Origin of the sequence: Solibacillus sp. FSL W7-1464 (assembly GCF_038004425.1) — a bacterium.
Lineage (GTDB): Bacteria > Bacillota > Bacilli > Bacillales_A > Planococcaceae > Solibacillus.
In genome coordinates this window covers 1423336-1446083 of record NZ_JBBORC010000001.1, presented here as the reverse complement: position 1 = coordinate 1446083, position 22748 = coordinate 1423336, and the positions used below count along the sequence as shown (strand labels likewise).

Sequence of the window (22748 nt, the reverse complement as noted above, 5' to 3'; positions counted from 1 at the left end):
CATTTACATATTTTGCACCAGGCTCACACCAATCCCCAGCTCGCTTTCCAAAACATCTGTAAATTACTGTCTTCTTCATCGAATTTAAATTTACTGAATTATATCTATTAAAGTTGATTATTGTCAAATCTTTTTTCGATTATTAGATAATTTGAGGTGGTTATTAGACAATCGACTTTATTTTAGGAAACCATCGGAAATAAATGCTGGCCCCTCAAGTTTTCCTATATTAAAGGAAGGATCCGAAACCTCATGTCACCTTTATTAGAACAAACAATATGTTTATTAGAAAATGCTTGCGACATATTAGAACAACTTGATGCTTTATTAGAAAATCTCGACCATTTTATCTGAACAACTGGCAAATAGATTAAAAGATAAGGATTTTATTAGTACTTTTAAAATATATTAGAACAATTCGTCAGTTTATTAGAAAATGCTTGTGACATATTAGAACAACCGGATGCTTTATTAGAAAATCTCGACTACTTATTTGAACAAATGGCAAATATATTAGAAGATCAGCATTTTATTAGAACTTTTTAAAATATATTAGAACAATCCGCCAGTTTATTAGAAAATTGCACCACAACAGCACACTGAGCAAAAAACCATAAAAAAAACTACTGGAACCATCGTCTCAGTAGTTTTAGTTCAGTAAGCCTTTAGCAGCGGCATAACTTATATTTATTCATTTCCCTTAGTTTCAGGGATGTGAGAAAAAAATTTGCGTCCAATAAAAGTTTGGACAATTAAGAATAACCCTCCGACTGCCCAGTACAGCGGGAGTGCAGCCATCGAAGACAATGAAATAATGACAATCATGATCGGTGATACATAAATCATCAGTTTCATTTGATTCTTCTGAGCTTCTGGTACGGTTTGAAGCGATACTTTTGCTTGTACAAAATAAACGACACCTGCGATTGCAGTCATCCAAATATCTGTAGAGCCGAGGTCAAACCATAGGAATGAATGTGTTTTGATTTCAGCCGAATATAAAATCGCATAGTATAAGCCCATAATAATCGGCATTTGTATTAGCGCTGGCAGGCAGCCCATATTTAGCGGATTAATATTATGTTCTTTGTAGAGCGACATCATTTCCTGCTGAACCGTCGTTCTTTCTTCCGGAGTTTTTGCTGCTTTTAAACGTTTCTGGATATCCTCCATTTGCGGTCGGACAAGATCCATCTTCACTTTCATTGTAGCTTGACTGCGGTAAGTTTTAAGCATAAACGGCATTAGTACGAGACGAATAATTAAAATAATAGCAATAATAGCCAGACCATAGCTGCCGTTAAATAATTCACCAAATGTGTTTAACGTCCAATCCATCGGACGTACAAATGTTGAATAGAAGAAGCCTTCTTTGTTTTCAACACTTTCACAGCCTGCCAGTAAAAGTGGAACGGTCAGAAGGAAAACACTAAGTTTTAAGTTTTTCATAGTTCACCTGCTCAACATTCTTGTAATTCGTTTATATCTTAAAATATTTTTCAAAAAAAGAACAGTAATCACTCTCATAAATGTTAAGTTTTTTTAATATGAACGTAATAAAACGTATTATTTTTTACATTCCCACTACTATTTACTCACTTTTCAGCACTGCAGGTGATACGTTTTTATCTGCTTCTTTCTCTCTACTTTATCTTCTTCTTTAACAGATGCCCTAATATTTCTTCGTTATGTGCGCCCGCTTTTACCCCGACTGTCCCATAAGATGCTTGGAAGAGATTGGACTTGATCGGGCATGCAATCTGTTTTTGTGTCGTTCCATCCGGCTTTGCTATTTCCACAAACATTTCCCGGTCCTTGAAAAGCGGGTGTTCAACCGTTTCTTCAAACGTCAATACCGGCTCTACACAAGCATCTACTTCAGAGAAAATAGAATGCCATTCTTCCAGTGTCTTTTGCTTAAAAGTACTTTGCAGCTGTTCTTTCAGCATGGCCATATCATCCGGTTTATTACTCAATGCTAATCGGAGTAAATCCGGGGATCCGATTGCCCCACATAACTGCTGCCTGAATTTCGGTTCCAGGCTGCCGACAGAAAGGTACCGGCCATCCAGTGTCTCGTAGTAACCATAGAATGATCCGCCGTTTAAGATCAGCTCTTCACGCGCAAGCGGTTTTCCTTCAGCTAGATAATCATGGGCAAATAAGGCATTTAACGTTAAAGCACAATCCGTCATGCTTATATCCAGATGCTGCCCGAGTCCAGTTGTTCCACGATAAATGACAGCCGATAAAATGCCGATGACCGCATGCATTGATCCTCCCGCCAAATCAGCCACCTGAAAACCAATATTTGCCGGGCCATTTTCTTTTGTGCCGGAATATCCTTGCAGCCCTGCCAAAGCGACATAGTTAATATCATGCCCGCCGCGTTCACTGTAAGAGCCAGTCTGTCCGTAGCCGGTAATGGAACAGTATATTAAGCCAGGATTGATCGCTTTTAATGACTCATAATCTAGACCAAGACGTGCCATCACGCCAGGGCGGAACTGCTCAACAACAATATCGTATTCCTGTTCCTTTAATAGTTCCTTTATGGATGCGACAACTTCCGGAGATTTTAAATCGACCGCCAGCGATTTTTTAGAGCGCTGCAAATACTCGTCCGGTCCCCATTGCCTGCCTTCTTCTACCGGTTTTGTGACATGTACCACTTCCGCTCCTAGATCTGCAAGCATCATCGTCGCAAACGGACCTGGCAATAATGTGGAGAAATCCAAAATTTTCAACCCTTTTAACAACATATTTCCTTCATCCTTCCAGTATAAATTAAGGCCGTACTGAAAGCTGAACTTTCAACACGGCCCCCAATTGTCCTATTTATTGATTTGTAACTGGCTTTAAAAAATTCGGAGGGCGTTTCTCAAAGAACGCACGGATGCCTTCATTTACTTCCCCTGTAGTAAATGTTTTCGCAAAGGCTTCCCGTTCCACTAACAACCCTTGTTCCAACGGCAATTCTTCCGCAGCCAAAATACTCTCTTTAATGAGGCCGATCGCTCCTACTGCACTTTGCGCAAGCTTATTTGCGAATGCAATTGCCTTTTCCTCCAACTCTTCCGGGGCTACCGCTTCTGTAATTAAGCCGATTGCCGCAGCTTCTTCAGCTTTTAAACGTTTGCTTAAATACATTAATTCACGTGCTTTTGCTCCGCCTACCAATCTAGTCATTCGCTGCGTACCGCCAGCACCAGGCAATAAGCCCAAAGATGCTTCCGTTAAGCCAATTGTACCGGCACCCATAATACGGAAGTCGCATGAAAGTACGAATTCACAACCGCCGCCTAATGCATGGCCATTAATTGAGGCAATTGTCGGTACCCGCAATGCTTCGAGCCGATTAAAAATATCTTGCACATGTTTTGAACTTTCGGCAAAATCCACGTTTTCATTGGAGCTGCCCATTGCTCCAAGGTCAGCACCTGCTATGAAGATTTTAGGATTGGCCGATTTGAACACAATAGCCCGGATTGCCGGATTTTTCTCGACTTCTTCAATCAGGTGCAACAAGTCCTGTTGAATTCCAGCATTTAATGTATTCGCTGGAGGGTTATTAATTGTTACGACGTGGACACCGTAATCTAATTTCTCTATCGTCATTGTTTCAAGATTCATCCGTTATCCTCCTTATCTTGGGGCCATGCGAATCGCGCCGTCGAGTCGAATCGTTTCACCGTTTAACATTGGATTTTCAAAAATGGCCTTTACTAAATGTGCATATTCATCAGCTTCCCCTAAACGGGATGGGAATGGAATTTGTTTTCCTAATGCTTCCTTAAGCGCTTGAGGGGCACTGTTCATTAAAGGTGTATCGAAAATTCCCGGTGCAATCGTCATAACCCGGATGCCATAGCTTGCCAAATCCCTTGCAATCGGCAATGTCATCCCTACAATCCCGCTTTTAGATGCTGAATAGGCAGCCTGGCCGATTTGCCCATCGAATGCCGCTACAGAAGCTGTATTCACAATAACCCCGCGCTCCCCGTGTTCGTTCGGTTCATTTGTCATCATGGCAGCTGCCGCTAAACGGATGACATTAAACGTACCAACCAGATTCACTTGAATAATAAAGTTAAATTCATCTAATGGAAAAATACCTTTTCTGCCTACTACACGTGTCGAAGTACCAAGACCTGCACAGTTTACAACACCTTGAATCGAACCGTACTTTTCTACAGCACCGTCGATCGCTGCCTGTACGTCTTCTTCCTTCACAACGTTCGTTTTAAAAAACAGGCCATTTATTTCATCAGCTACCGCCTGACCTTTTTCTTCATTTAAATCCAATATGACCGGATAGCCTCCAGCAGCTGCAACCTTTCGTGCAGTCGCTTCACCTAAACCGGATCCTCCACCCGTAACGATAATTGCCTTTTGGTCAAAATTCATTTATAAATCCCTCCTTATTCATGTTCAATGGTTAACCTGTTTGCCATTTCCGGGCATTCGCATTTGCGCCTCGTCCAAAAGGGCATGATCTGCGTTCTAGTTCATGTACTGAAGTTTAAGAACTTCGACCAACCGACCGCTTCTTATTTAGGCAGTGCATTCTTGTCCAAGTTTTTCAGCGCCGTTTTTAAAATCTTACCTGTTCCCGACTTCGGAATTTCTTCGATAAAACTTACATAATCCGGTACTTTGTATTCGGCAAGTTTTACTTTGCAGTAGTCCCGAATATCTTCTTCTGTAAGCTCGGAATCTTTCGATACGACATACGCAACGGTCTTTTCACCAAAAATCGGGTCCGGTCTGCCGATCACTGAACATTCCACGATCGCCGGATGCTGATACAGCAGTTCCTCTATTTCCCTAGGATAAATATTAAATCCGCCTCGAATGATAATGTCTTTTTTACGGTCTACGATAAAGTGATAGCCTTCTTCATCTCGGTAAGCCATGTCCCCTGTATACAACCAGCCGTCCCTGATTGTATTTGCAGTCTCATCAGGCTTTTTGTAGTAACCTTTCATCATGTTCGGCCCTCTGAATAAGATTTCGCCTACTTCATGATCGGCCACTTCATTGCCTTCCGGATCGACCAGCTTTAAATCGATTCCCGGTAACGGCATGCCGACAGAATTGACTTTCTTCGGTAAGCTTCGGTGTGTTGTCAACAGCATGACCGTACTTTCCGTTAAACCGTATCCTTCTGAAATACTGACACCGAACGATTCATTCGTCTTGTGCAATAGCTCTGCCGGTAAGCTTGCACCACCTGAACCGGCTGTACGTAATTTTGAGAAGTCCAGCTGCTCTACTAAATGAGGTACTTGGGCAAAAAAGGCATACATTGTCGGCACACCTAAAAAGATTGTAATTTCATGTTCGGCAATCGCTTTTAATGTTTCGACAGGATGGAACCGTTCCTCTAAATAAATTGCACAACCGTGAGCAATCGGTGCAAGGAAGCCCTGAAGTTTTGCATAAGCATGGAACAAGGGCAATACACATAGTACACGGTCACTCGGAACTAACTGATTGTAGACGGCTGCTGTTATTGCCATCCAGTTTAGATTTCCGTGTGTAATCATGGCGCCCTTCGGATTTCCTGTCGTTCCGGAAGTATAAATAATTTGTGCGACATCAGATTCATGAAGGGGTACAATTTCTGAAATAGAAGCGGATGTGTCCAGTTGATGCCATGATAAAAATTGTTCATCGGCCGTATCACTGTAGTTAATAATTGTTTTGACCGTTTTCAATTGAGCCATTGCATTTTCAATGACGGGCCTACACACATCTTCCATAATTAACAGTTCCACTTCAGAATCGTTTACGATATACGTAACTTCCTGCTCTTTAAATGTCGGATTGATCGGAACGACCGTACCTCCATTCGCTAAAACAGCAAAATACGTAATAATATATTCCGGGCGATTCGTCATCATTAATGCTATATTTGTACCTTTTGTGACACCTTGTTCCTTCAAACCTGCGGCGATTTTGTACACTTTATCTTGCAATTCTTTATAAGTAAGCATTGCCCCTTTGAAGTGGATGACAGGTTGATCCGGCAAACGTGAAGTTGTTGAAGTAAGCAATTCAACAATATTCATAATGTAACCTCCTACTTTCAAATTATCGATCAAAGGAAAGGAAGATTCCCCCCTCTCCTCAAGAGCGCTTCCTTTAAATCAAATACTTACTTTTGAACTGATTACTTCTTTAGAAACGTTTACGATGATGTCATCCGGAATACGGAAACTTAAAGACGACGGATCGTTTTGAACAGCAGGCACAAGTTGCGGAATATCCGCCGCATCAATATTAAATTCGTCAAAGCTTGGCGGCAGATTTACTGCATTTCTTAAATCGACAATTACATTGATGCACTCATCCAATGTTTCTTGCGGATTTTCAGCATTCGGGATGACCCCTAATGCAGAAGCAAATGCATTTACTTTCGGTAAATACATGTTCGGCATGTTTTTCATCACACTCGGCATGAGAACTGCATTTGCCAAACCGTGTGGAATCCCGTATTTCGCACCATACGTATGGGCTATATTGTGAATTGGTATATTGGCCATCGCCGCCTGGAAGCTTGTGATCGCCATCGCACTTGCCTGAAGCATATTGGCACGTGCCGCAACATTTTTCCCATCATGTACTGCTGTAGTTAAATTTTCGACGATGATCTTTGCAGCATGCAGCGCAAAAGCATCCGAGAAATTCGTGGATTTTGTTGAGAAAAATCCTTCTACAGCATGTGTCAGTGCATCCATACCGGTAAATGCTGTTACTCGTCGCGGTAAGCCTACCGTTAAATCGGGATCTAATACCGCAATGTCGGAACTTAAATACGGATTCATCAAGTTGCATTTCAAATTCAGCATTTCATTGAACACAACAGAAATACTGGAAATTTCTGCGCCTGTTCCGGCAGTTGTCGGAAGCGAAATATGCGGAATACCGAATGGCTTAGCATCCGGCCATACTTCCAGAACATTCCCCGTTAAAGTATATTCGACTTGATTCACACCATTATAAAGAGCCCATTTAATTGTTTTGGCAGTATCTAAAACACTGCCTCCGCCAATCGCAATGATGGAGTCGCCATTGCAATCTTTAAAATACTTCAGACCTCTGTTAATATTGCTTGATTTCGCATCTTGCTGAATATCATCAAACACACCAGCAAGCTTTATGCCGGGTACCATGTCAAATAAGCTTTTGATTTTTTGCGTTAAACCGGCATCCGTCAGTCCTTTATCCGAAAAAAGAACAGGGCGCTTTCCGCCTAAACCTTGAATTAAATCCGGCACTAAAATATGTGAACCTGCACCACTTCGGATTTCAGGGCGATGCGTGAACTCAAAATAGGAAGTCGTTTTCATCGTATCTCTCCATTCGTTTTTCGATTAAAAGATTAAACCTAAAGCTGGACGCTGTGCGTTTTCCGTCGTTAAGGACGTGCAAATATTTTTAAGCTCCGTGTAGTCATCAAACACTTGAGCTCCCTGTTCACGACCTACACCACTTTGCTTATAGCCGCCGAATGGAGCATCTGTACGGAAAATATGCCAGTCATTGATCCAGACTGTTCCCGCATTAATTTTCGTAGCAATTTCATTTGCTTTCGTCACATCACGACCCCAGACACCGCCTGATAACCCGTATTCCGTATCATTGGCGATGGCGATTGCCTCTTCTTCTGTTGAATATTTAAGCACGCATAATACCGGACCAAAGATTTCTTCTCGCGCAATCTTCATATCATTCGTTACGTCTGCGAAAATCGTCGGCTCGATGAAATATCCGTTATCCAGCCCTGGACCTGATGCCCGTTTACCACCGCATACAAGTCTTGCTCCTTCATCAACGCCAGACTGAATATAATCGAGGATTTTATTCATCTGTGATTCAGAGATCACCGGCCCCATTCCAGTTGTCATATCAAGCGGCTGACCGAGCTTAATTTTCTTCGATGTTTCAGCTAGTTGTTGGACGACGATATCATATATGGATTCATGGACGATAACTCGTGTACTCGCTTCACACACTTGCCCGGAATGGAAAAACACACCGAGCAGAATTCCCGGAATCGCTACTTCGAGATCTACATCCGGTAGTACGATCGCAGGCGCTTTTCCTCCAAGTTCAAGCGTCACTTTCTTTACCGTTCCCGCAGCTTGCGCCATAATCTTTCTGCCTACTTCAGTAGATCCAGTAAATGCCACTTTCGATACATCCGGATGCGTGACAAGGGCATCCCCCACTTCAGCTCCCGGACCAGTAATGACATTAATTACCCCTGGTGGAATACCGGCTTCAACAGCTAATTGTGCAAGCTTCAATGTACCTAGTGGTGTATTCGAAGCCGGCTTGATAATGATCGAGTTCCCCATCGCGATTGCTGGTGCGATTTTCCACATCGCTAATACTAACGGGAAGTTAAATGGCGTGATCGCCGCTACTACACCGAGAGGTTCACGAACAAGCAGGCTTCGGTTCGCACCGAGCTGCTCATTAACGGGAAGCGCTGTTACAGCTTCATATTTCAATGATAAATCCGCTGTTTGAGTAAGAGAAAGGATTAACTGTCGGATATCCGCGCCACCTAATTTACGAAGTGTCGCCCCTGTACTGATCCCCTCCAGGAAAATGATTTCCTGGGCATGCTCCCTGATTTTCCCCGCAAATTGCAGCATGATCTGTGCGCGTTCCGCCTGCGTTTTTCCTGACCATACACCCGATTCAAATACTTCTTTCGCATTTTGAACCGCCTTATTCACATCATCCTGGTTCCCTTTTGAAACTTTCGCAACGACTTCTGATGTAGCCGGATTAATTACATCAAAAAATTCACCTGAAGCAGGTGGAGTCCATTCACCATTGATATATTGCGGAAAGACCTTTACTTGTACGTCTGTCGTCATCCTTCATCCCCCTTTAAATAGCAAACTGTCTTGTTACAGCGTCTGAATGATTATTTCCTATACTTCCTCTAAAGCAATGTCCGTATTGTAGATTTCTTCTAAAGTCTTTCCTTTTGCCCGTGAAAGAACTGTCAGACGTGCCTGCAATTGTTTCATTGCAAATTCCATCGATTTCCCTCGTTCGATACCAAGACTTGTTACTTCTTCTTTTCTTTCCGTTAACATCATCGCAATCGGTAACAGCTCCTGCAGTCTTTGTTGCACGCGTTCAAACAGCTCAAGTTCAGGATTTTCACTGATCAGGCGCTGAATGAGGAATGTACCGAAACCAATATGACGTCCTTCGTCACGCTTTACATTTCGAATTCCTGTAATAAACCCCGGGAACAGATTTGATTTTGAGAGTGCTTCATGGAAGAACCAGTAACCTGTTTCAGCCAAAACACCTTCCGCGAAAATATTGTAAGTAACCGCTGCATCGATCATCGCTTCCGGTGACTGATCATCAATCAATTTCCCCATCACTGCCGGTAATGTTTCATCAAATAACTTTCGGTAGCCTGGTGAAAGTAAATGTGTCAAATCTTCCGTTACGCCGATTTCTTCCAGGAACAGACTGAAAAATTCAGCATGCTTCGCTTCTTCAAAAAGGAATGTTGTTAAATACGATTCCTCTTCGAACCATCCCTTTTTGGAAACTGCCATGATCATCGGTAAAATATCTTGAGTGACCGCTTCTTCACCGCCGATAAATTGAGCAAACTGTGTAAGTACCTCTAATTGTTGCTCCTCACTTAATTTCTTCCAGTCTTCTTTATCCTGTGTAAAGTCGATATCTACCGGATTCCAGATTCCGAATTTTTTTGCTTTCTGATACAAGTTATACGGTAGTGAATTTTTGTTGATTTCCTGTTTCGTCGTTACGTATTCTCTCATTGCCAGTTCCCCCTTAAATTTTGTTCGCTTCGTCCATAACTGCTTGTGTATTAAAGAGATACTCCTGTAAAATTGCAGTCAACATCACAAATTTTACGTAACGAAACATCTCTCTAGAACAAACGTAAAAGTAATTATTTTTTCAACTCAAAAAATGCCTTCACTTTTACTTCAGCATCTTCATTGACTGCTTCCGCCTCACAAATCCAACAGGTTTCATTTTCATCAACAATCCGGCCTTGAATTGTTATTCTTTCTCCCGGTCTTGTCATTGCTTTAAATCTCGTAGTGAATTTCTTCAAATCCTTTACTTCGAACCATTGTCCAATTGCCTGTCCGACAAAGCCCATCACCAACATGCCATGTGCAATAACTCCCCCTAATCCCGCCGCTTCCGCAAAAGGGACAACGGTATGGATCGGATTGAAATCTCCGGATGCACCTGCATACCGAACGAGCTGTGTATGTGTTATTTCTTCCTTCTGTAAAGGTTCCAGTGTCTGGCCGATTTCCATAAAATGCCCCCTAATGCCTTTCGATAATCGTGGATCGACTGATTAAAACCGTTTCACCCTGTTTGTCCAAGTAGTCTTTGCGTATAACAAAGAAGTTCATCGCCGCTTTTGAATAAGCTTTTTCAATAACACCATGTACGGTAATTTCCTCATCGGGAACGATTTCCCTGAAATATTCATACTCCTGCGCACCGTGGAGGACTTTTTTCATATTTAAATTCAATACCTCGGATGAGGAGGCACCTCCACCCCAGAAATCGATCACTGTTGGGAATGTCGGTGGTACTGCTTCTCCGTTCAAATACTCCTCTTTCAGATCGCCAATCGCTTGTGCAAATTCTTTGATTTTTCCTTTTTCAACTCGAAAGGTGTAGGATTCTAATTTCAGGCCAACTTTTTCCTTAAGCCCTGTACTCAAAAAATCACCTCCTTCAACTTCATTTATCGATATTTTCAGATAATTCTACTTGCTTTACTTCATTGTTGCTGAATGGGCTTTCCTCATATAGTCTTTATGAATTTGAGCAGCAATGATGTTTTTTTGAATTTCGGATGTACCTTCATATATTTTTGTAATACGGGCATCCCGGTAGAATCTTTCAACAGGAAAATCTTTCATATAGCCGAGACCACCATGGATTTGAACAGCTTTATCCGCGATGCGATTATAAATTTCCGAACCTAAAAGCTTTGCCATCGCGGCCTCTTTCATGACATTCATCCCCTGGTCCACCATCCATGCTACCCGGTACGTAAAGGATCTCAATGTTTCGATATCCAAAGCCATTTCCGCCAAGTAATGCTGTATGATTTGCTGTTCAAAAATTGGTTTACCGAACTGTTCACGCTCATGGGCATATTTGACGGATAGCTCAAACAGCTTTTGCGATGAGCCTAAATTTCTCGCTGCGAGCCCCGCACGGCCATTTGCCAAAATGGTTAAAGCATTGACGTAACCTAATCCTTCTTCACCAAGCACATTTTCGGCCGGAACTTCACAATCCTCGAAGAAGATTTCAGACGAATGGGATCCGCGAAGTCCCATTTTTTCTTCTGTTTTTCCGATGATGAAACCGGGAGCGCTTTTATCTACGAGAAATGAAGTGATCCCCTTTGCACCTTTCGTTGGATCGGTCGCAGCCATCACTGTAAAAACTCCTGCAATCGGGGCATTCGTAATATATTGCTTTGCACCATTCAGAATATATTTGTCCCCTTTGCGAACAGCTGTTGTTTTCAGAGCGGCCGCATGGGAACCTGCAGTCGTTTCGGTTAAAGCAAACGCACCAATGATGTCACCTGAAGCCATGCGCGGTAAATATTTTCGCTTCTGCTCTTCTGTCCCCAATTCCACAATCCCGACAGACCCAATTCCGGTGTGGGCACCAATAACCGTCATATAACCATTCGATGTGCGCCCGATTTCTTCAAAGAGACTACATTTACCGACCATATCAATACCTGTTCCGCCATATTCTGCTGGGATACTTAAACCGAATAACCCCATTTCTTTTGACCTTTTCATAATATGTTCTGGAATGCGGTCTTCACGGTCAATCTGGTCTGCAAGTGGATCCACTACATTATCTATAAAATCCCGGATTGATTTTTTCATTTCAAGTAAATCGGGTGGCAGCTGAAAGTCCATATTTTTCTCTCCCTTCCATTTAGCAGTCCAAACAATTACACTAACGGAGCATACGGGAAGACTTGAGCACTACCTTCAAGTGGTGTAAAACTTGATTGAAGCGATCCTTTAATTGCACTTAAACTATCGACAGACCAGCCTTTTGCATTGAATACCGAGCGAATCGGGCGCGGCTGAGAAAACACCATAATTTCCTTTCCTCGTACACCAAATATTTGACCCGAAATATCGGCAGCTTCGTCTGATGCCAAAAAGGCAACTAATGGCGCAATATGAGCCGGTGAAAGCTGTTTCAGTCTTTCCACACGCTCTTTTTCATCTTCTGTATCTGCAGGAATTGTCCCGATTAATCGACTCCATGCAAATGGGGCAATCGCATTCGATGTAACATTATAGCGGGCCATATCCAAAGCCGTACTTTTACTTAACCCGACAATTCCTAATTTGGCAGCAGAATAATTGGCTTGCCCCACATTACCGATTAACCCTGAAGTGGAAGTGAAATGAATAAAGCGTCCACTTTTTTGCTCCTTAAAAATCGTTGATGCCGCCCTCGTCATATTGAATGAACCTTTTAAATGAACCGCAATAACGACATCCCATTCTTCCTCGCTCATTTTAAATAACATACGGTCACGTAAAATACCTGCATTATTCACAACGATATCCAAGCGTCCGAATCGTGAGAGTGCTGTATCTACAATATTGGAAGCAGAGTCATAGTCTGCAACGGAATCATAGTTGGCTACAGCTTCTCCACCAAGTTCCTGTATCTCCTGCACTACTTCATCTGCAATTTTTGTATCATTCCCTAGCCCGTCAGATCCTCCGCCCAAATCATTGACAACAACTTTCGCCCCTTCTTTTGCTAAAAGCAAGGCAATATCTCGTCCGATCCCTCGACCGGAACCTGTAACGATTGCAACTTTATCTTTTAAATTCGACATAGTTAACACCCTTTCTCATTTGGCTGATTTCCTCTTTATACGAATTGTTTGTATCGTTCAGATAGAGCAGCCCGGAATTTCGGATGCGCAATGGCAATTAAGCTTTCCGACCGTTCGCTTAAAGACTTTCCGAACAGTTTGGCAACACCGTACTCTGTGACAACATAGTCAATTTCAGACTTCAATGATGTCACGTATTTTGTATGAACCTTTATCCGGGATTCCGTACCATTTTTCGCCGTGGATGGCAGGGCAATAATCGCTCTTCCACCAGGGGAAAGTTTGGATCCGTGAATGAAATCCATTTGACCGCCAACTCCTGCAACAACATAGGAATCCTCAACCTGTTCGGCATTGATTTGCCCGGACAGACTTACTTCCAGCGCCGAGTTAATTGAATAGAAGTTGCTTATTTTCGAAATAACTGCCGCATTATGTGTGTAGCTGACCGGATACAGTTCAACGCTATTATTGTGATGACAGAACTCATATAACTCGTTTGTTCCGGTAAGTGTTGTACATACGGATTTATGACGATTGATTTCTTTTCGTTCGTTCGTAATGACTCCTAGATTGATGAGCTGCATAATGTCATCAGAAATCGAACCCGAATGCACACCTAAGCCCACTTTTGACCGAAGTGATCGGACAATATTTCCTGCGAGTTTACCGACCCCTACTTGTATCGTTGCATAATCAGGGATCAGTGCTGCTACGTAATTGCCGATCGCTATATCTTCGTTGGCTGGTGGACTGTTTGGAATCGTGAGTAACGGACGGTCGGACGGAACAAAACAGTCAATCTGAGATACATGGACCAATGTTTCACCGGATGTACAAGGAAGATTGCTGTTTACTTCCGCGATTACAACCTTCGCTTCCTTTATTAATGACGGTACAACATCTACCGAAAGTCCGAGATTGCAAAAACCATCTGCATTTGGCTTGGAAACCTGGATAAGTGCAACATCGATTTTCTCTTCTTTGATCCACCGGGGGATGTCCGAGAAATTCATAGGAATGTAATCACAATGTTTATGTTGGCAGGCCTTTTTCAATAAGGATGAATTTAAAAATGTTCGGATTGTAAAGTGTGGTTGACATGATAGATCCGCATATTTACACGGACTACCTAAAACGATGGTATATAGTAAAATCTCTTGTAAACGCGCCTTTTGACGTATTAATTCTTCTACAAGTTCTTGAGGTTCATTACACATCGGTGCCAAAAATATTGTTTGAGAGGATTCAATAAGCTGGATTGCTTTTTCAGCAGTGGTACATTTTTTTGTATAGAGGCATTTCCATTCGGTCTTGTTCATTTGATCAGCTCCAGTACGTATTACAATTGCATGTTTTCAACAATAGTCGTAATACCAAGTCCGCCGCCGATACAGAATGTAACTAAACCATATTTTTCTCCGCGTCTTTCCATTTCATGAAGCAGCTTTGTCATTAATACGCCGCCAGTGCCGCCAATAGGATGACCTAGGGCGATTGCCCCACCATTAACATTGACACGGTTTATGTCCATGCCAAGTTCTTTGATGACGGCTAAAGATTGCGCTGCAAAGGCTTCATTCAATTCAATTAACCCGATTTGATCGAGAGTTAAATTCGCCATTTTCAGTGCTTTTCTAGTTGCCGGAGCAGGACCGATTCCCATAATTTCAGGCGAAACCCCAGCTACAGCCTGCGCAATGATTTTCGCTTTCGGTTTTTTATCATACTGTGCAGCAGCTTCTTCCGACATCAGCATGATTACACCTGCCCCATCATTTCGACCACTCGTATTTCCGGCAGTTACTGTGCCATTTTCTTTAAAAACAGGTTTTAGCTGTGATAGTTTTTCAAATGTCGTTTCCCTTGGATGCTCGTCTACTTTAAATTCGACGGTTCCCTTTTTCGACTTCACTTCATAAGGAACGATTTGATCCTTAAATAATCCCGACTCGATCGCTTTTTTTGCATTTTCCTGGCTTCTTAAGGCAAACTCATCTTGTTCACTTCGGGAAATCGAGTATTTTACAGCCAAGTTCTCGGCAGTCATCCCCATTGTTAATGCTCCATATGTTTCAATCGGTTGGGCACGGGGCTGACTTTCCGTGTTTGAATCGAGAATTTCGCCGTTTCCTGCCCCGTAACCGTATCGGACATTCCGCAAATAGTACGGCGCTGTGCTCATGCTTTCAGCCCCACCCGCGATAATAATATCGGACAGTCCACACATGATTTGCTGGGCACCGCTATTCATCGCCTGCAGACCTGATCCGCACTGCCGGTGAACAGTATAGCCGGTAATTTCAATCGGAAAACCGGCACGTAAAAGGGCTAAGCGGGCCAGATTAGGCGAGTCTGTACTTTGCTTCGCTTGTCCAATAATGACTTCATCGACTTCACTCTTGTCGATTCCGGTACGGATCGTAATTTCGTCCAACACTTTTGCCGCAAGATAATCTACTTCCACATCTTTCAATGTCTCGCCCATGCGACCGACTGCTGTACGTACAGAGTCTATTATTACGGCATTTCTCATTTCATCCCACCTCAAAAATTCATAGTACTAATCATGTGCTTAAACTTGATGAAGTCGCTTCGGATCCATTACAGTCCTAAATTTTTGGCAATAATGACTTTCATAATTTCATTGGAACCTGCGAAAATTGGTGTAACCGCAATATCGCGGAATCTTCTAGCAATCTTGTATTCCTCCATATAGCCGTAGCCGCCATGTAATTGCATACACTCTACCGAGATTTTCCGAGCCATATCCGTTGTCCACCATTTGGCCATTGATACCTCCGTCACAATATCCTGTCCTTCTAGATGGCGAATGATCAAATCATCTACAAATGTTTGGCCGATTTTTACTTGCGTCGCAATTTCAGCCAGTGTAAACTGTGTGTTTTGGAATTTTCCAATCGGTTTACCAAACGCTTCCCGCTCTTTAACATACTGCAATGTTAAGTCGAGCATATCTTTTGCAGCAGTAATTGCCCCTACTGCTGTCAGGAGACGTTCTTGCTGCAATTTTTGCATTAAATACAAGAAACCTTTTCCTTCTTCACCAAGAAGATTTTCTGCCGGAACCCGGACATTTTCAAAAATAAGTTCTGCTGTATCCTGGCTATGCATGCCTACCTTGTCTAATTTTCTGCCGCGTGAGAAACCTTCCATCCCTCTTTCAACAATCAATAAGCTTACCCCGTTATGGGCAGGTACCGCTTTTGGATCTGTTTTACAGGCGATGATGATGACATCGGAAAGAATCCCGTTCGTAATGAAGGTTTTTTGACCGTTCACAATATAGTCTGAGCCATCTTTAATGGCCGTAGTCGTCATTTTCTGTAAATCCGAACCTGCACCCGGCTCTGTCATTGCAATGGCTGAAATCCACTCGCCACTCACAAACTTCGGAAGATACTTCATCTTCTGCTCTTCTGTTCCAAAAGAGGTGATATACGGCGTTACGACATTACTATGCAATCCGATTCCACTTAAACCGCCACCGACTTTTGACAATTCTTCAGATAAAACGATATCAAAAATAAAGTCCAAGCCCATCCCGCCATACTTTTCCTCTACGCTCGGACATAAAAATCCCTGACTGCCTAACTTTGTCCATAATTCGCGCGGAACGATGCGATCATGCTCCCATTGTGTAAAATAAGGATCAATCTCTTTTTCCACAAATTTTTTAAGAGACTCCCTGAACATAATATGATCATTATTAAAAAAAGTACGGGACTCTTTTCTTGTTTTCGCCAATGTTTTATTCATTTATATCACTCTCTCTTCGTCATATTTTTAACACCTTATATATTGAAAGCGATTACATGCCATCTCGTAATTTTATAAAATATGAATAGAGTTTTATTTAAATTCTCTCAATAATTGTTGCATTGGCCATGCCCATACCTTCACAAATCGCAAGCAAGCCGTAGCGCTGGTTATTACGTTCCATGCGGTAAAGCATCGTCGTTAATAATTTTGTTCCTGTTGCGCCAAGCGGATGACCTAGTGCAATCGCACCTCCGTCGGGATTCAGTTTTTCCAGATCCGCACCAAGCTCTTTTGCCCAGACAATCGGTACAGGTGCAAAAGCTTCATTCACTTCGTACGTATCCATATCATCAATCGTTAAGTTTGCCTTTTCAAGGACACGTATTGTCGCTTCAATCGGACCTGTCAGCATAAGTGTAGGATCAGAACCTACGACAGTGCGCGCAATGATTTTCGCCATCGGTTTCACACCAAGTTCCTGCGCTTTTTCACTCGACATCAAGAGTACCGCTGATGCACCATCACTCATTTGAGATGAAGTTCCTGCAGAAATAACTCCCTCTTCTTTAAACAGCTTTCTTAAGCCTTGCAGAACTTCGACGGTTGTTCCCGGTCTTGGGCCCTCATCAGTATCTACATCACCGATCGCTACAATCTCATCATCAAAATAGCCTGCTTCAATTGCCTGAGTGGCACGCTGCTGACTCAGAACAGAATATTCATTAATTTCCTGTTCTGTTAACTGCCATTGTTCAGCGATACGCTCTGCGGACAACCCTTGGTGGATCAACTCATAGTTTTTGATACGTTCACTTTTACGCGTGCCCTCCATATTCGATCCCATCGGTACACGGCTCATGCTTTCAATACCACCTGCGATAACAATATCCATATCACCTGCTATAATCGCCTGTGCCGCAAAATGAACTGCCTGTAAACTCGAGCCGCATTGCCGGTCAATCGTTACACCGGGCACCTCAATCGGAAAGCCTGCCATCAACGCAGCCATTCGTGCGATATTTCCGCCTTGTTCCAATGTTTGGGTAACACAGCCAAAAATCACATCCTCCACAAGTGCCTTTTCTATTCCCGCACGCTTTACTACATCCTCCAGTACATCTGCAGCTAAATCATCTGCCCGTACATTTGCCAAAACACCATTTCTTCTGCCTACCGGTGTTCGTGTTGCAGCGACGATAACGGCTTCTCTCATCCATTCATTCCCCCTTATTAAATTGGGCGTTGGCGAATCATTTAGATCGCCTAAAAACTCTAAATCATTTCGCTTTCCCAAAAAACAATATATGTTGCTTATACAAAAAGATTACAACCTATTAAGCAATTAAATATCTGTCTCTTAATTTATATAGATAATGCAATGAAAATATTCTCACTAAATTAGTACTTTCAAATAGTAAAATTCACACTCACAACATAAATTGTTATTGCTTTAATAACAATTGACGATTTCATTTAAAATTTCAGTATAAAGTATATACATCATCGCAGAAAGTAGTTAACAGGATAGATACATGGTTTTATATGGAAACCAAACTTCAAACCCGTCAATGATTTATTATGAAACAGATAGAGTTCCTCGACTATTCCACTATATTTCCAAAAGTATTTTCTCCATCTGAATCTTTGTTAATTATTTTTTTAGCGATAATAAAAAGGCATCATCCATTTGAATTAATCAAATTAGATGATGCCTGAGAAAATATATCCAATTATAAACTGTTCTGCTTACTCTTTTATGCTTCCGTCTTTTGAATGGAAGCGCAATAAATCCCCATTTACAACTTTATCGGAATAGTGAAGTTTTTCTTCTACCATCGCTTTTAATTTATCTGCTGTTTCCACTTTCGACTCATCGAGCGCTTCACCTGACTTCGGATTGTAGTATTTGCCGTCCAATGAATAGATCGTCGGGCTGACAAAATTACCGTTTCTGAACGGCACGATTTCGCTATGCTCTTCAGAAAGCAGGTCTGTACCAAAATGAATATTGTTTTTCGTTTCAACACCAAGTAAATGCAGTACTGTCGGAAGAAGGTCTATTTGGCCGCCATACGTATGGTTAACGCCACCTTCCATGCCCGGTACATGAATAAATAGCGGTACACGCTGTAAATCTGCATTTACAACAGGTGTAACTTCTTCACCAATAATTTGTTCCATCGCTTTATTGTGGTTATCGGAAATCCCGTAATGGTCACCGTACATCACAATCATTGTATTTTCATAAAGACCGGATTCTTTTAAATAGGCAAAGAACTGTTCAATCGCTTCGTCGGCATATCGAGCTGTCTGGAAATAATTATCGACACTTGCATCGCCTGTTGTCGCCTTACCGATCGACACTAAATCCTGGTCAATCTTGTATGGGAAGTGATGGGCAACTGTTATGAATTTTGTATAGAATGGCTGCGGCAATGTTTCAAGCAGGCTTTCTGACTGCTCGAAAAATGGTTTATCCATTAAACCGTACTCCGCCATATTTTTCGAATCGGCAGTATCATATGAACTTTCATCAAAAAATTCGTCATAGCCAAACTGGTTGTAAATAATATTTCGGTTCCAGAAGCTGCCATTATTTCCGTGGAACACTGCAGACGTATAGCCATAATCTTTTAAAATCGATGGTGCGGCTTCAAACGTATTTTGTCCTTTCGTAATAAAGGCCGAACCTTGTGGCAATCCGAATAATGAATTCTCTAACATAAATTCAGCATCGGAAGTTTTCCCCTGCGCTGTTTGATGATAAAAGTTATCGAAATACATTGTGTTTTCATTTTTAACTAATGAATTTAAAAACGGTGTTACTTGTTCGCCCTCAAGTTCATAATCAATCAAAAACGACTGCATGGATTCCAAATGTAAGTAAATAACATTCATATCTTTCGCTTTACCAAAGTACTTCTCGTTTGGCCCGGCTGAAAATGAATTTGTATAGTTAATAATTTCCGCAATATCACTGCTGTCAGCTGAAGCCCGCTCTGAAGACGCTTCAAACGTTTTAACAGAATCATAAATAGAATAATTGTACATACCTAAATATTTTACGATATAACTGCGGTCAAAGCCTCGGCTCAATAAATCCGGGCGGTCTGCTTCAGCTAATTGTAAGTTAACAATAGACAATACAATTGCCGCTGCCATAACAGCTGCAGGCATTTTGAATCCGATTTTGCCGGATTGGAAATTAATTTTCTTTGAAAAACGAATATATAGCAACACGAAAATATCCGCAAAAAATAATACATCATAAGGTTTTAATAATGTTAAAACACTGCCGCCTAAATCCCCGAAATTTTGTGTTTGAGAGATTGTAGGAAGCGTAATAAAATCACTGAAGAAGCGATAATATACAGCATTTGCAAATAAGAGAATTGTCATCAATGTATAGATGATGATCAAGACCGTCAGTTTTCTCTTTCCTTTAAACAGAAAAGCAACTGATAAAAATAATAGCGCAGATCCTAATGGGTTAATCAATAAAAGAAACTGCTGGAGTGGTCCTTCAACGCCCAGCTTAAACTGCGTTAGTTGTGTAATATAAGTTTTCGCCCATAGCATTAATACAGCCAGAACGAAAATCCCTAGGAAATTGTTTAATAAGCTTTTATTTTTTACTAAGTTTTTCACCTTGTAATCACTCTTTCTATTCAAGACGTTTTTCTTTTTTATTTAGAAAAACAAGAATCAATATATCAAAAAAACATTAACTTATGCAACTATTATGTAACGATTTCTGATAGTAATTGTTGCCAAGAAGTGTGGATCTTGAGGAAAAAAGTGAAAAAATGGAGGATTGCCTAAGCAAATCCCTCCATTTTATATAAGTCTAACTATTGAACATGTAGCTTACTAAACTTCATTTAGGAAAAACTTTTTTGAAGCGGTCACAAACTGTCAGCATTTCTTCGGTAAATTCAAGACCTTGTTCGGACAGTTCTCTGCTAAAAAACGCGACATGCGCTTCCTTCCACTCGGCATAAGTCCCCTCTCCTTCTGCTAACGCAAAATCAACCGGTACTTCATTGAATGGGTATATTTCAATGGAATAGGATTGGATGATCGCAACCGGATCATCCTGACTGTTTAAAACAATCTGATAGTCCCCGATTTCCGGTAATCTTTCTCCTTCCAGTTCATACAATGGAAAGCTTGAACAAGTTGCTCCTTTGACGCCATCCAATACAAGTCCCGCAAGCCAATCTGCTTTTTCCCCAAATTGAAATGCTTCTTTATAATGAATATTTTTCATACCTTCCGAATTACAAAAATACTGCCAATAGGCTTCGATTTGATTCATTTGCTTAACTCCTTTTGTTTCGACTGTGCCCATTCAAATGGACCTTCATGCACGGTAAGCTGCTGATTTTCCAGCCAAGCCGTTCTCGTAAATAGTTTTTGAAGAAAATAGCGGTCATGGCTAATCGCTAGTATGGTTCCTTCAAAGTTCCCCAATGCTTCTTCAAGTGCTTCCCTCGACTCAATATCAAGATGGTTTGTCGGTTCATCCAAAACAAGAACATTGCATTTCTGAACCATTAACTGAGCTAATCGAAGTCTCATTTTCTCCCCACCGCTTAGTTGATCCACTTTTTTAAATACATCATGACCGTAAAATAAAAATTGGGCAAGCATATGCCGCGCATCGTATTCCGTTAATGACACTTGCTCACGGAATGCATCAATAAGACGCTGTTTGCCGTTAAATTGGTCAAACTGCTGTGCAAGGTAACCGATTTTTAAATTACTTCCCTGTATTGCATCGCCATCTATAGGCGCAATTTCCCCTAATAGGATTTTTAACAATGTGGATTTACCTGTTCCATTATTCCCGACAATCGCGATTCGATCTTGAAAATGTACCGATAACTGTACATTCATAAATAAAAAATCCTGCTCAAATCCGTGGGAAATGTTTTTCAGCATAAACACTTCTTTTCCTGTCCGGTCTTCAGTTTTCAACTGTAAATTCATCTGGCGCTCGGTTTTTGGCTTTTTGACGGTTTCCATTCGTGCCAGCATTTTCTCCATTACTTTCGCTTTACGGTATAGATCGGGATTCGGAGGTGACGCTTCATTCGCCCATTGTCGTAATCGGCGAATCGCTTCTTTCATTTTTTGAATCTTTTTTTGCTGTTCTTCATATGCCGCAAACTGCTGTGCTATTTTTGCCTCTTTATTTTTAATGTACTGATTATAGTTACCTTTACTCACCCAAATCTGCCCATCTTCAATTTCTGCCACATAGTGAACAATTTTATTTAAAAACATCCGGTCATGCGAGATCACAACAACGGTACCTTTAAAGTATTGCAAATAGTCTTCAAGCCATTGTGTTGCAGCAAGATCCAAATGATTTGTCGGTTCATCCAACAGTAAAATATCCGGCTGCCGGAGTAAAATTTGAGCGAGCATTACCTTTGTCTTTTCCCCACCGCTCAGTGCATGAAAAGGTTGCTCCAATAGCTTTGAAATTGCGAGTCCATTGGCAATCGATGCAATTTTTGCTTCGATTTCGTAGCCGCCTTTTGCTAAATAGTGCTCTTGCAGCTCGCCATATTGATTTAAAATCTTCTCGGATAAATCAGTTGCCATCTTCATTTCCAACTGAGACAGACGATCTTTAATAACATGTAATTCGGCGAATGCTTTTGACAATACATCAAAAACTGATAGATCCGTGTATCGGGGAATTTGATGCAAGTAGCCGATTGTCTGACTTTTCAATTTTATGATTCGCCCCTCATCGGGTTTTTCAATGCCTGCCAGCACTTTAAATAAAGTCGTTTTCCCGCTGCCGTTTCGACCGACGACTGCGATACGTTCACCGGCATTCATTTCAAAGGAAAGTTCCTTAAAAATGGTGTTGCCACCGATAATTTTCGTTATGTTTTCTGCTTTCAACTGCATATTTCTACGCCTCCACTGGCGCAGCTAAACAACAAAAAGACTGCTCATTAACAAGAGCAGCCTTTTCAATGATGGTGAAAAGAATGAAGTTAAT

General features: G+C 41.6%; 19 protein-coding genes and 1 other annotated feature (1 of these 20 running past the window's edge). All 19 genes read right to left on the bottom strand.

Annotated elements, in window-relative coordinates:
- Positions 1–88, bottom strand: a binding site (T-box leader) (it extends 132 nt beyond the left edge of the window).
- 599 nt (positions 89–687) lie between these two features.
- The 19 genes from yidC to abc-f all read right to left on the bottom strand — a co-directional run bounded on the left by yidC (position 688) and on the right by abc-f (position 22654).
- A complete protein-coding gene (gene yidC, locus MKZ25_RS06905) occupies positions 688–1449 on the bottom strand; it encodes a membrane protein insertase YidC (protein WP_340800843.1) in 762 nt (253 codons plus the stop codon).
- Positions 1450–1643: 194 nt separating this feature from the next.
- Positions 1644–2762 carry a CaiB/BaiF CoA transferase family protein gene (locus MKZ25_RS06900; RefSeq protein ID WP_340800842.1) on the bottom strand — a complete coding sequence of 373 codons (1119 nt, stop codon included), beginning with the start codon at positions 2760–2762 and terminating at the stop codon, positions 1644–1646.
- A gap of 76 nt (positions 2763–2838) precedes the next feature.
- On the bottom strand, positions 2839–3633 hold the full coding sequence (locus MKZ25_RS06895) for an enoyl-CoA hydratase/isomerase family protein (protein WP_340800841.1): 795 nt from the start codon (positions 3631–3633) through the stop codon (positions 2839–2841).
- A 12-nt stretch (positions 3634–3645) separates the two neighbouring features.
- Positions 3646–4407 (bottom strand): 3-hydroxyacyl-CoA dehydrogenase, encoded by a 762-nt coding sequence (locus MKZ25_RS06890; RefSeq protein WP_340800840.1) that lies wholly within the window; start codon positions 4405–4407, stop codon positions 3646–3648.
- A 143-nt stretch (positions 4408–4550) separates the two neighbouring features.
- On the bottom strand, positions 4551–6074 hold the full coding sequence (locus MKZ25_RS06885; RefSeq protein WP_340800839.1) for a class I adenylate-forming enzyme family protein: 1524 nt from the start codon (positions 6072–6074) through the stop codon (positions 4551–4553).
- Positions 6075–6152: 78 nt separating this feature from the next.
- A complete protein-coding gene (locus MKZ25_RS06880) occupies positions 6153–7355 on the bottom strand; it encodes an iron-containing alcohol dehydrogenase (protein WP_340800838.1) in 1203 nt (400 codons plus the stop codon).
- Between the two features lie 24 nt (positions 7356–7379).
- Entirely contained in the window at positions 7380–8897 is a 1518-nt protein-coding gene (locus tag MKZ25_RS06875) for an aldehyde dehydrogenase family protein (RefSeq protein ID WP_340800837.1), read from the bottom strand.
- A 57-nt stretch (positions 8898–8954) separates the two neighbouring features.
- Entirely contained in the window at positions 8955–9839 is an 885-nt protein-coding gene (locus tag MKZ25_RS06870; protein ID WP_340802985.1) for a R2-like ligand-binding oxidase, read from the bottom strand.
- Between the two features lie 128 nt (positions 9840–9967).
- Positions 9968–10348 (bottom strand): MaoC/PaaZ C-terminal domain-containing protein, encoded by a 381-nt coding sequence (locus MKZ25_RS06865; protein WP_340800836.1) that lies wholly within the window; start codon positions 10346–10348, stop codon positions 9968–9970.
- Between the two features lie 10 nt (positions 10349–10358).
- Positions 10359–10766 carry an FAS1-like dehydratase domain-containing protein gene (locus MKZ25_RS06860; RefSeq protein ID WP_340800835.1) on the bottom strand — a complete coding sequence of 136 codons (408 nt, stop codon included), beginning with the start codon at positions 10764–10766 and terminating at the stop codon, positions 10359–10361.
- 54 nt (positions 10767–10820) lie between these two features.
- Positions 10821–11996 (bottom strand): acyl-CoA dehydrogenase family protein, encoded by a 1176-nt coding sequence (locus tag MKZ25_RS06855; protein WP_340800834.1) that lies wholly within the window; start codon positions 11994–11996, stop codon positions 10821–10823.
- Positions 11997–12031: 35 nt separating this feature from the next.
- A complete protein-coding gene (locus MKZ25_RS06850; protein ID WP_340800833.1) occupies positions 12032–12943 on the bottom strand; it encodes an SDR family NAD(P)-dependent oxidoreductase in 912 nt (303 codons plus the stop codon).
- A 35-nt stretch (positions 12944–12978) separates the two neighbouring features.
- Positions 12979–14265: an acetyl-CoA hydrolase/transferase family protein gene (locus tag MKZ25_RS06845; RefSeq protein WP_340800832.1), complete on the bottom strand. Its 1287-nt coding sequence runs from the start codon at positions 14263–14265 to the stop codon at positions 12979–12981.
- Positions 14266–14285: 20 nt separating this feature from the next.
- Positions 14286–15479, bottom strand: coding sequence for a thiolase family protein (locus MKZ25_RS06840; protein ID WP_340800831.1), 1194 nt, complete (start codon positions 15477–15479; stop codon positions 14286–14288).
- A gap of 68 nt (positions 15480–15547) precedes the next feature.
- Positions 15548–16723 (bottom strand): acyl-CoA dehydrogenase family protein, encoded by a 1176-nt coding sequence (locus MKZ25_RS06835; protein ID WP_340800830.1) that lies wholly within the window; start codon positions 16721–16723, stop codon positions 15548–15550.
- Positions 16724–16820: 97 nt separating this feature from the next.
- Positions 16821–17939: a thiolase family protein gene (locus MKZ25_RS06830; RefSeq protein WP_340800829.1), complete on the bottom strand. Its 1119-nt coding sequence runs from the start codon at positions 17937–17939 to the stop codon at positions 16821–16823.
- Positions 17940–18472: 533 nt separating this feature from the next.
- Positions 18473–20374: an LTA synthase family protein gene (locus tag MKZ25_RS06825; protein ID WP_340800828.1), complete on the bottom strand. Its 1902-nt coding sequence runs from the start codon at positions 20372–20374 to the stop codon at positions 18473–18475.
- A gap of 229 nt (positions 20375–20603) precedes the next feature.
- Positions 20604–21044 carry an ASCH domain-containing protein gene (locus MKZ25_RS06820; RefSeq protein WP_340800827.1) on the bottom strand — a complete coding sequence of 147 codons (441 nt, stop codon included), beginning with the start codon at positions 21042–21044 and terminating at the stop codon, positions 20604–20606.
- On the bottom strand, positions 21041–22654 hold the full coding sequence (gene abc-f, locus MKZ25_RS06815) for a ribosomal protection-like ABC-F family protein (protein WP_340800826.1): 1614 nt from the start codon (positions 22652–22654) through the stop codon (positions 21041–21043). Before abc-f ends, MKZ25_RS06820 begins: the two co-directional genes overlap by 4 nt.
- Between the last annotated feature and the right edge of the window lie 94 nt (positions 22655–22748).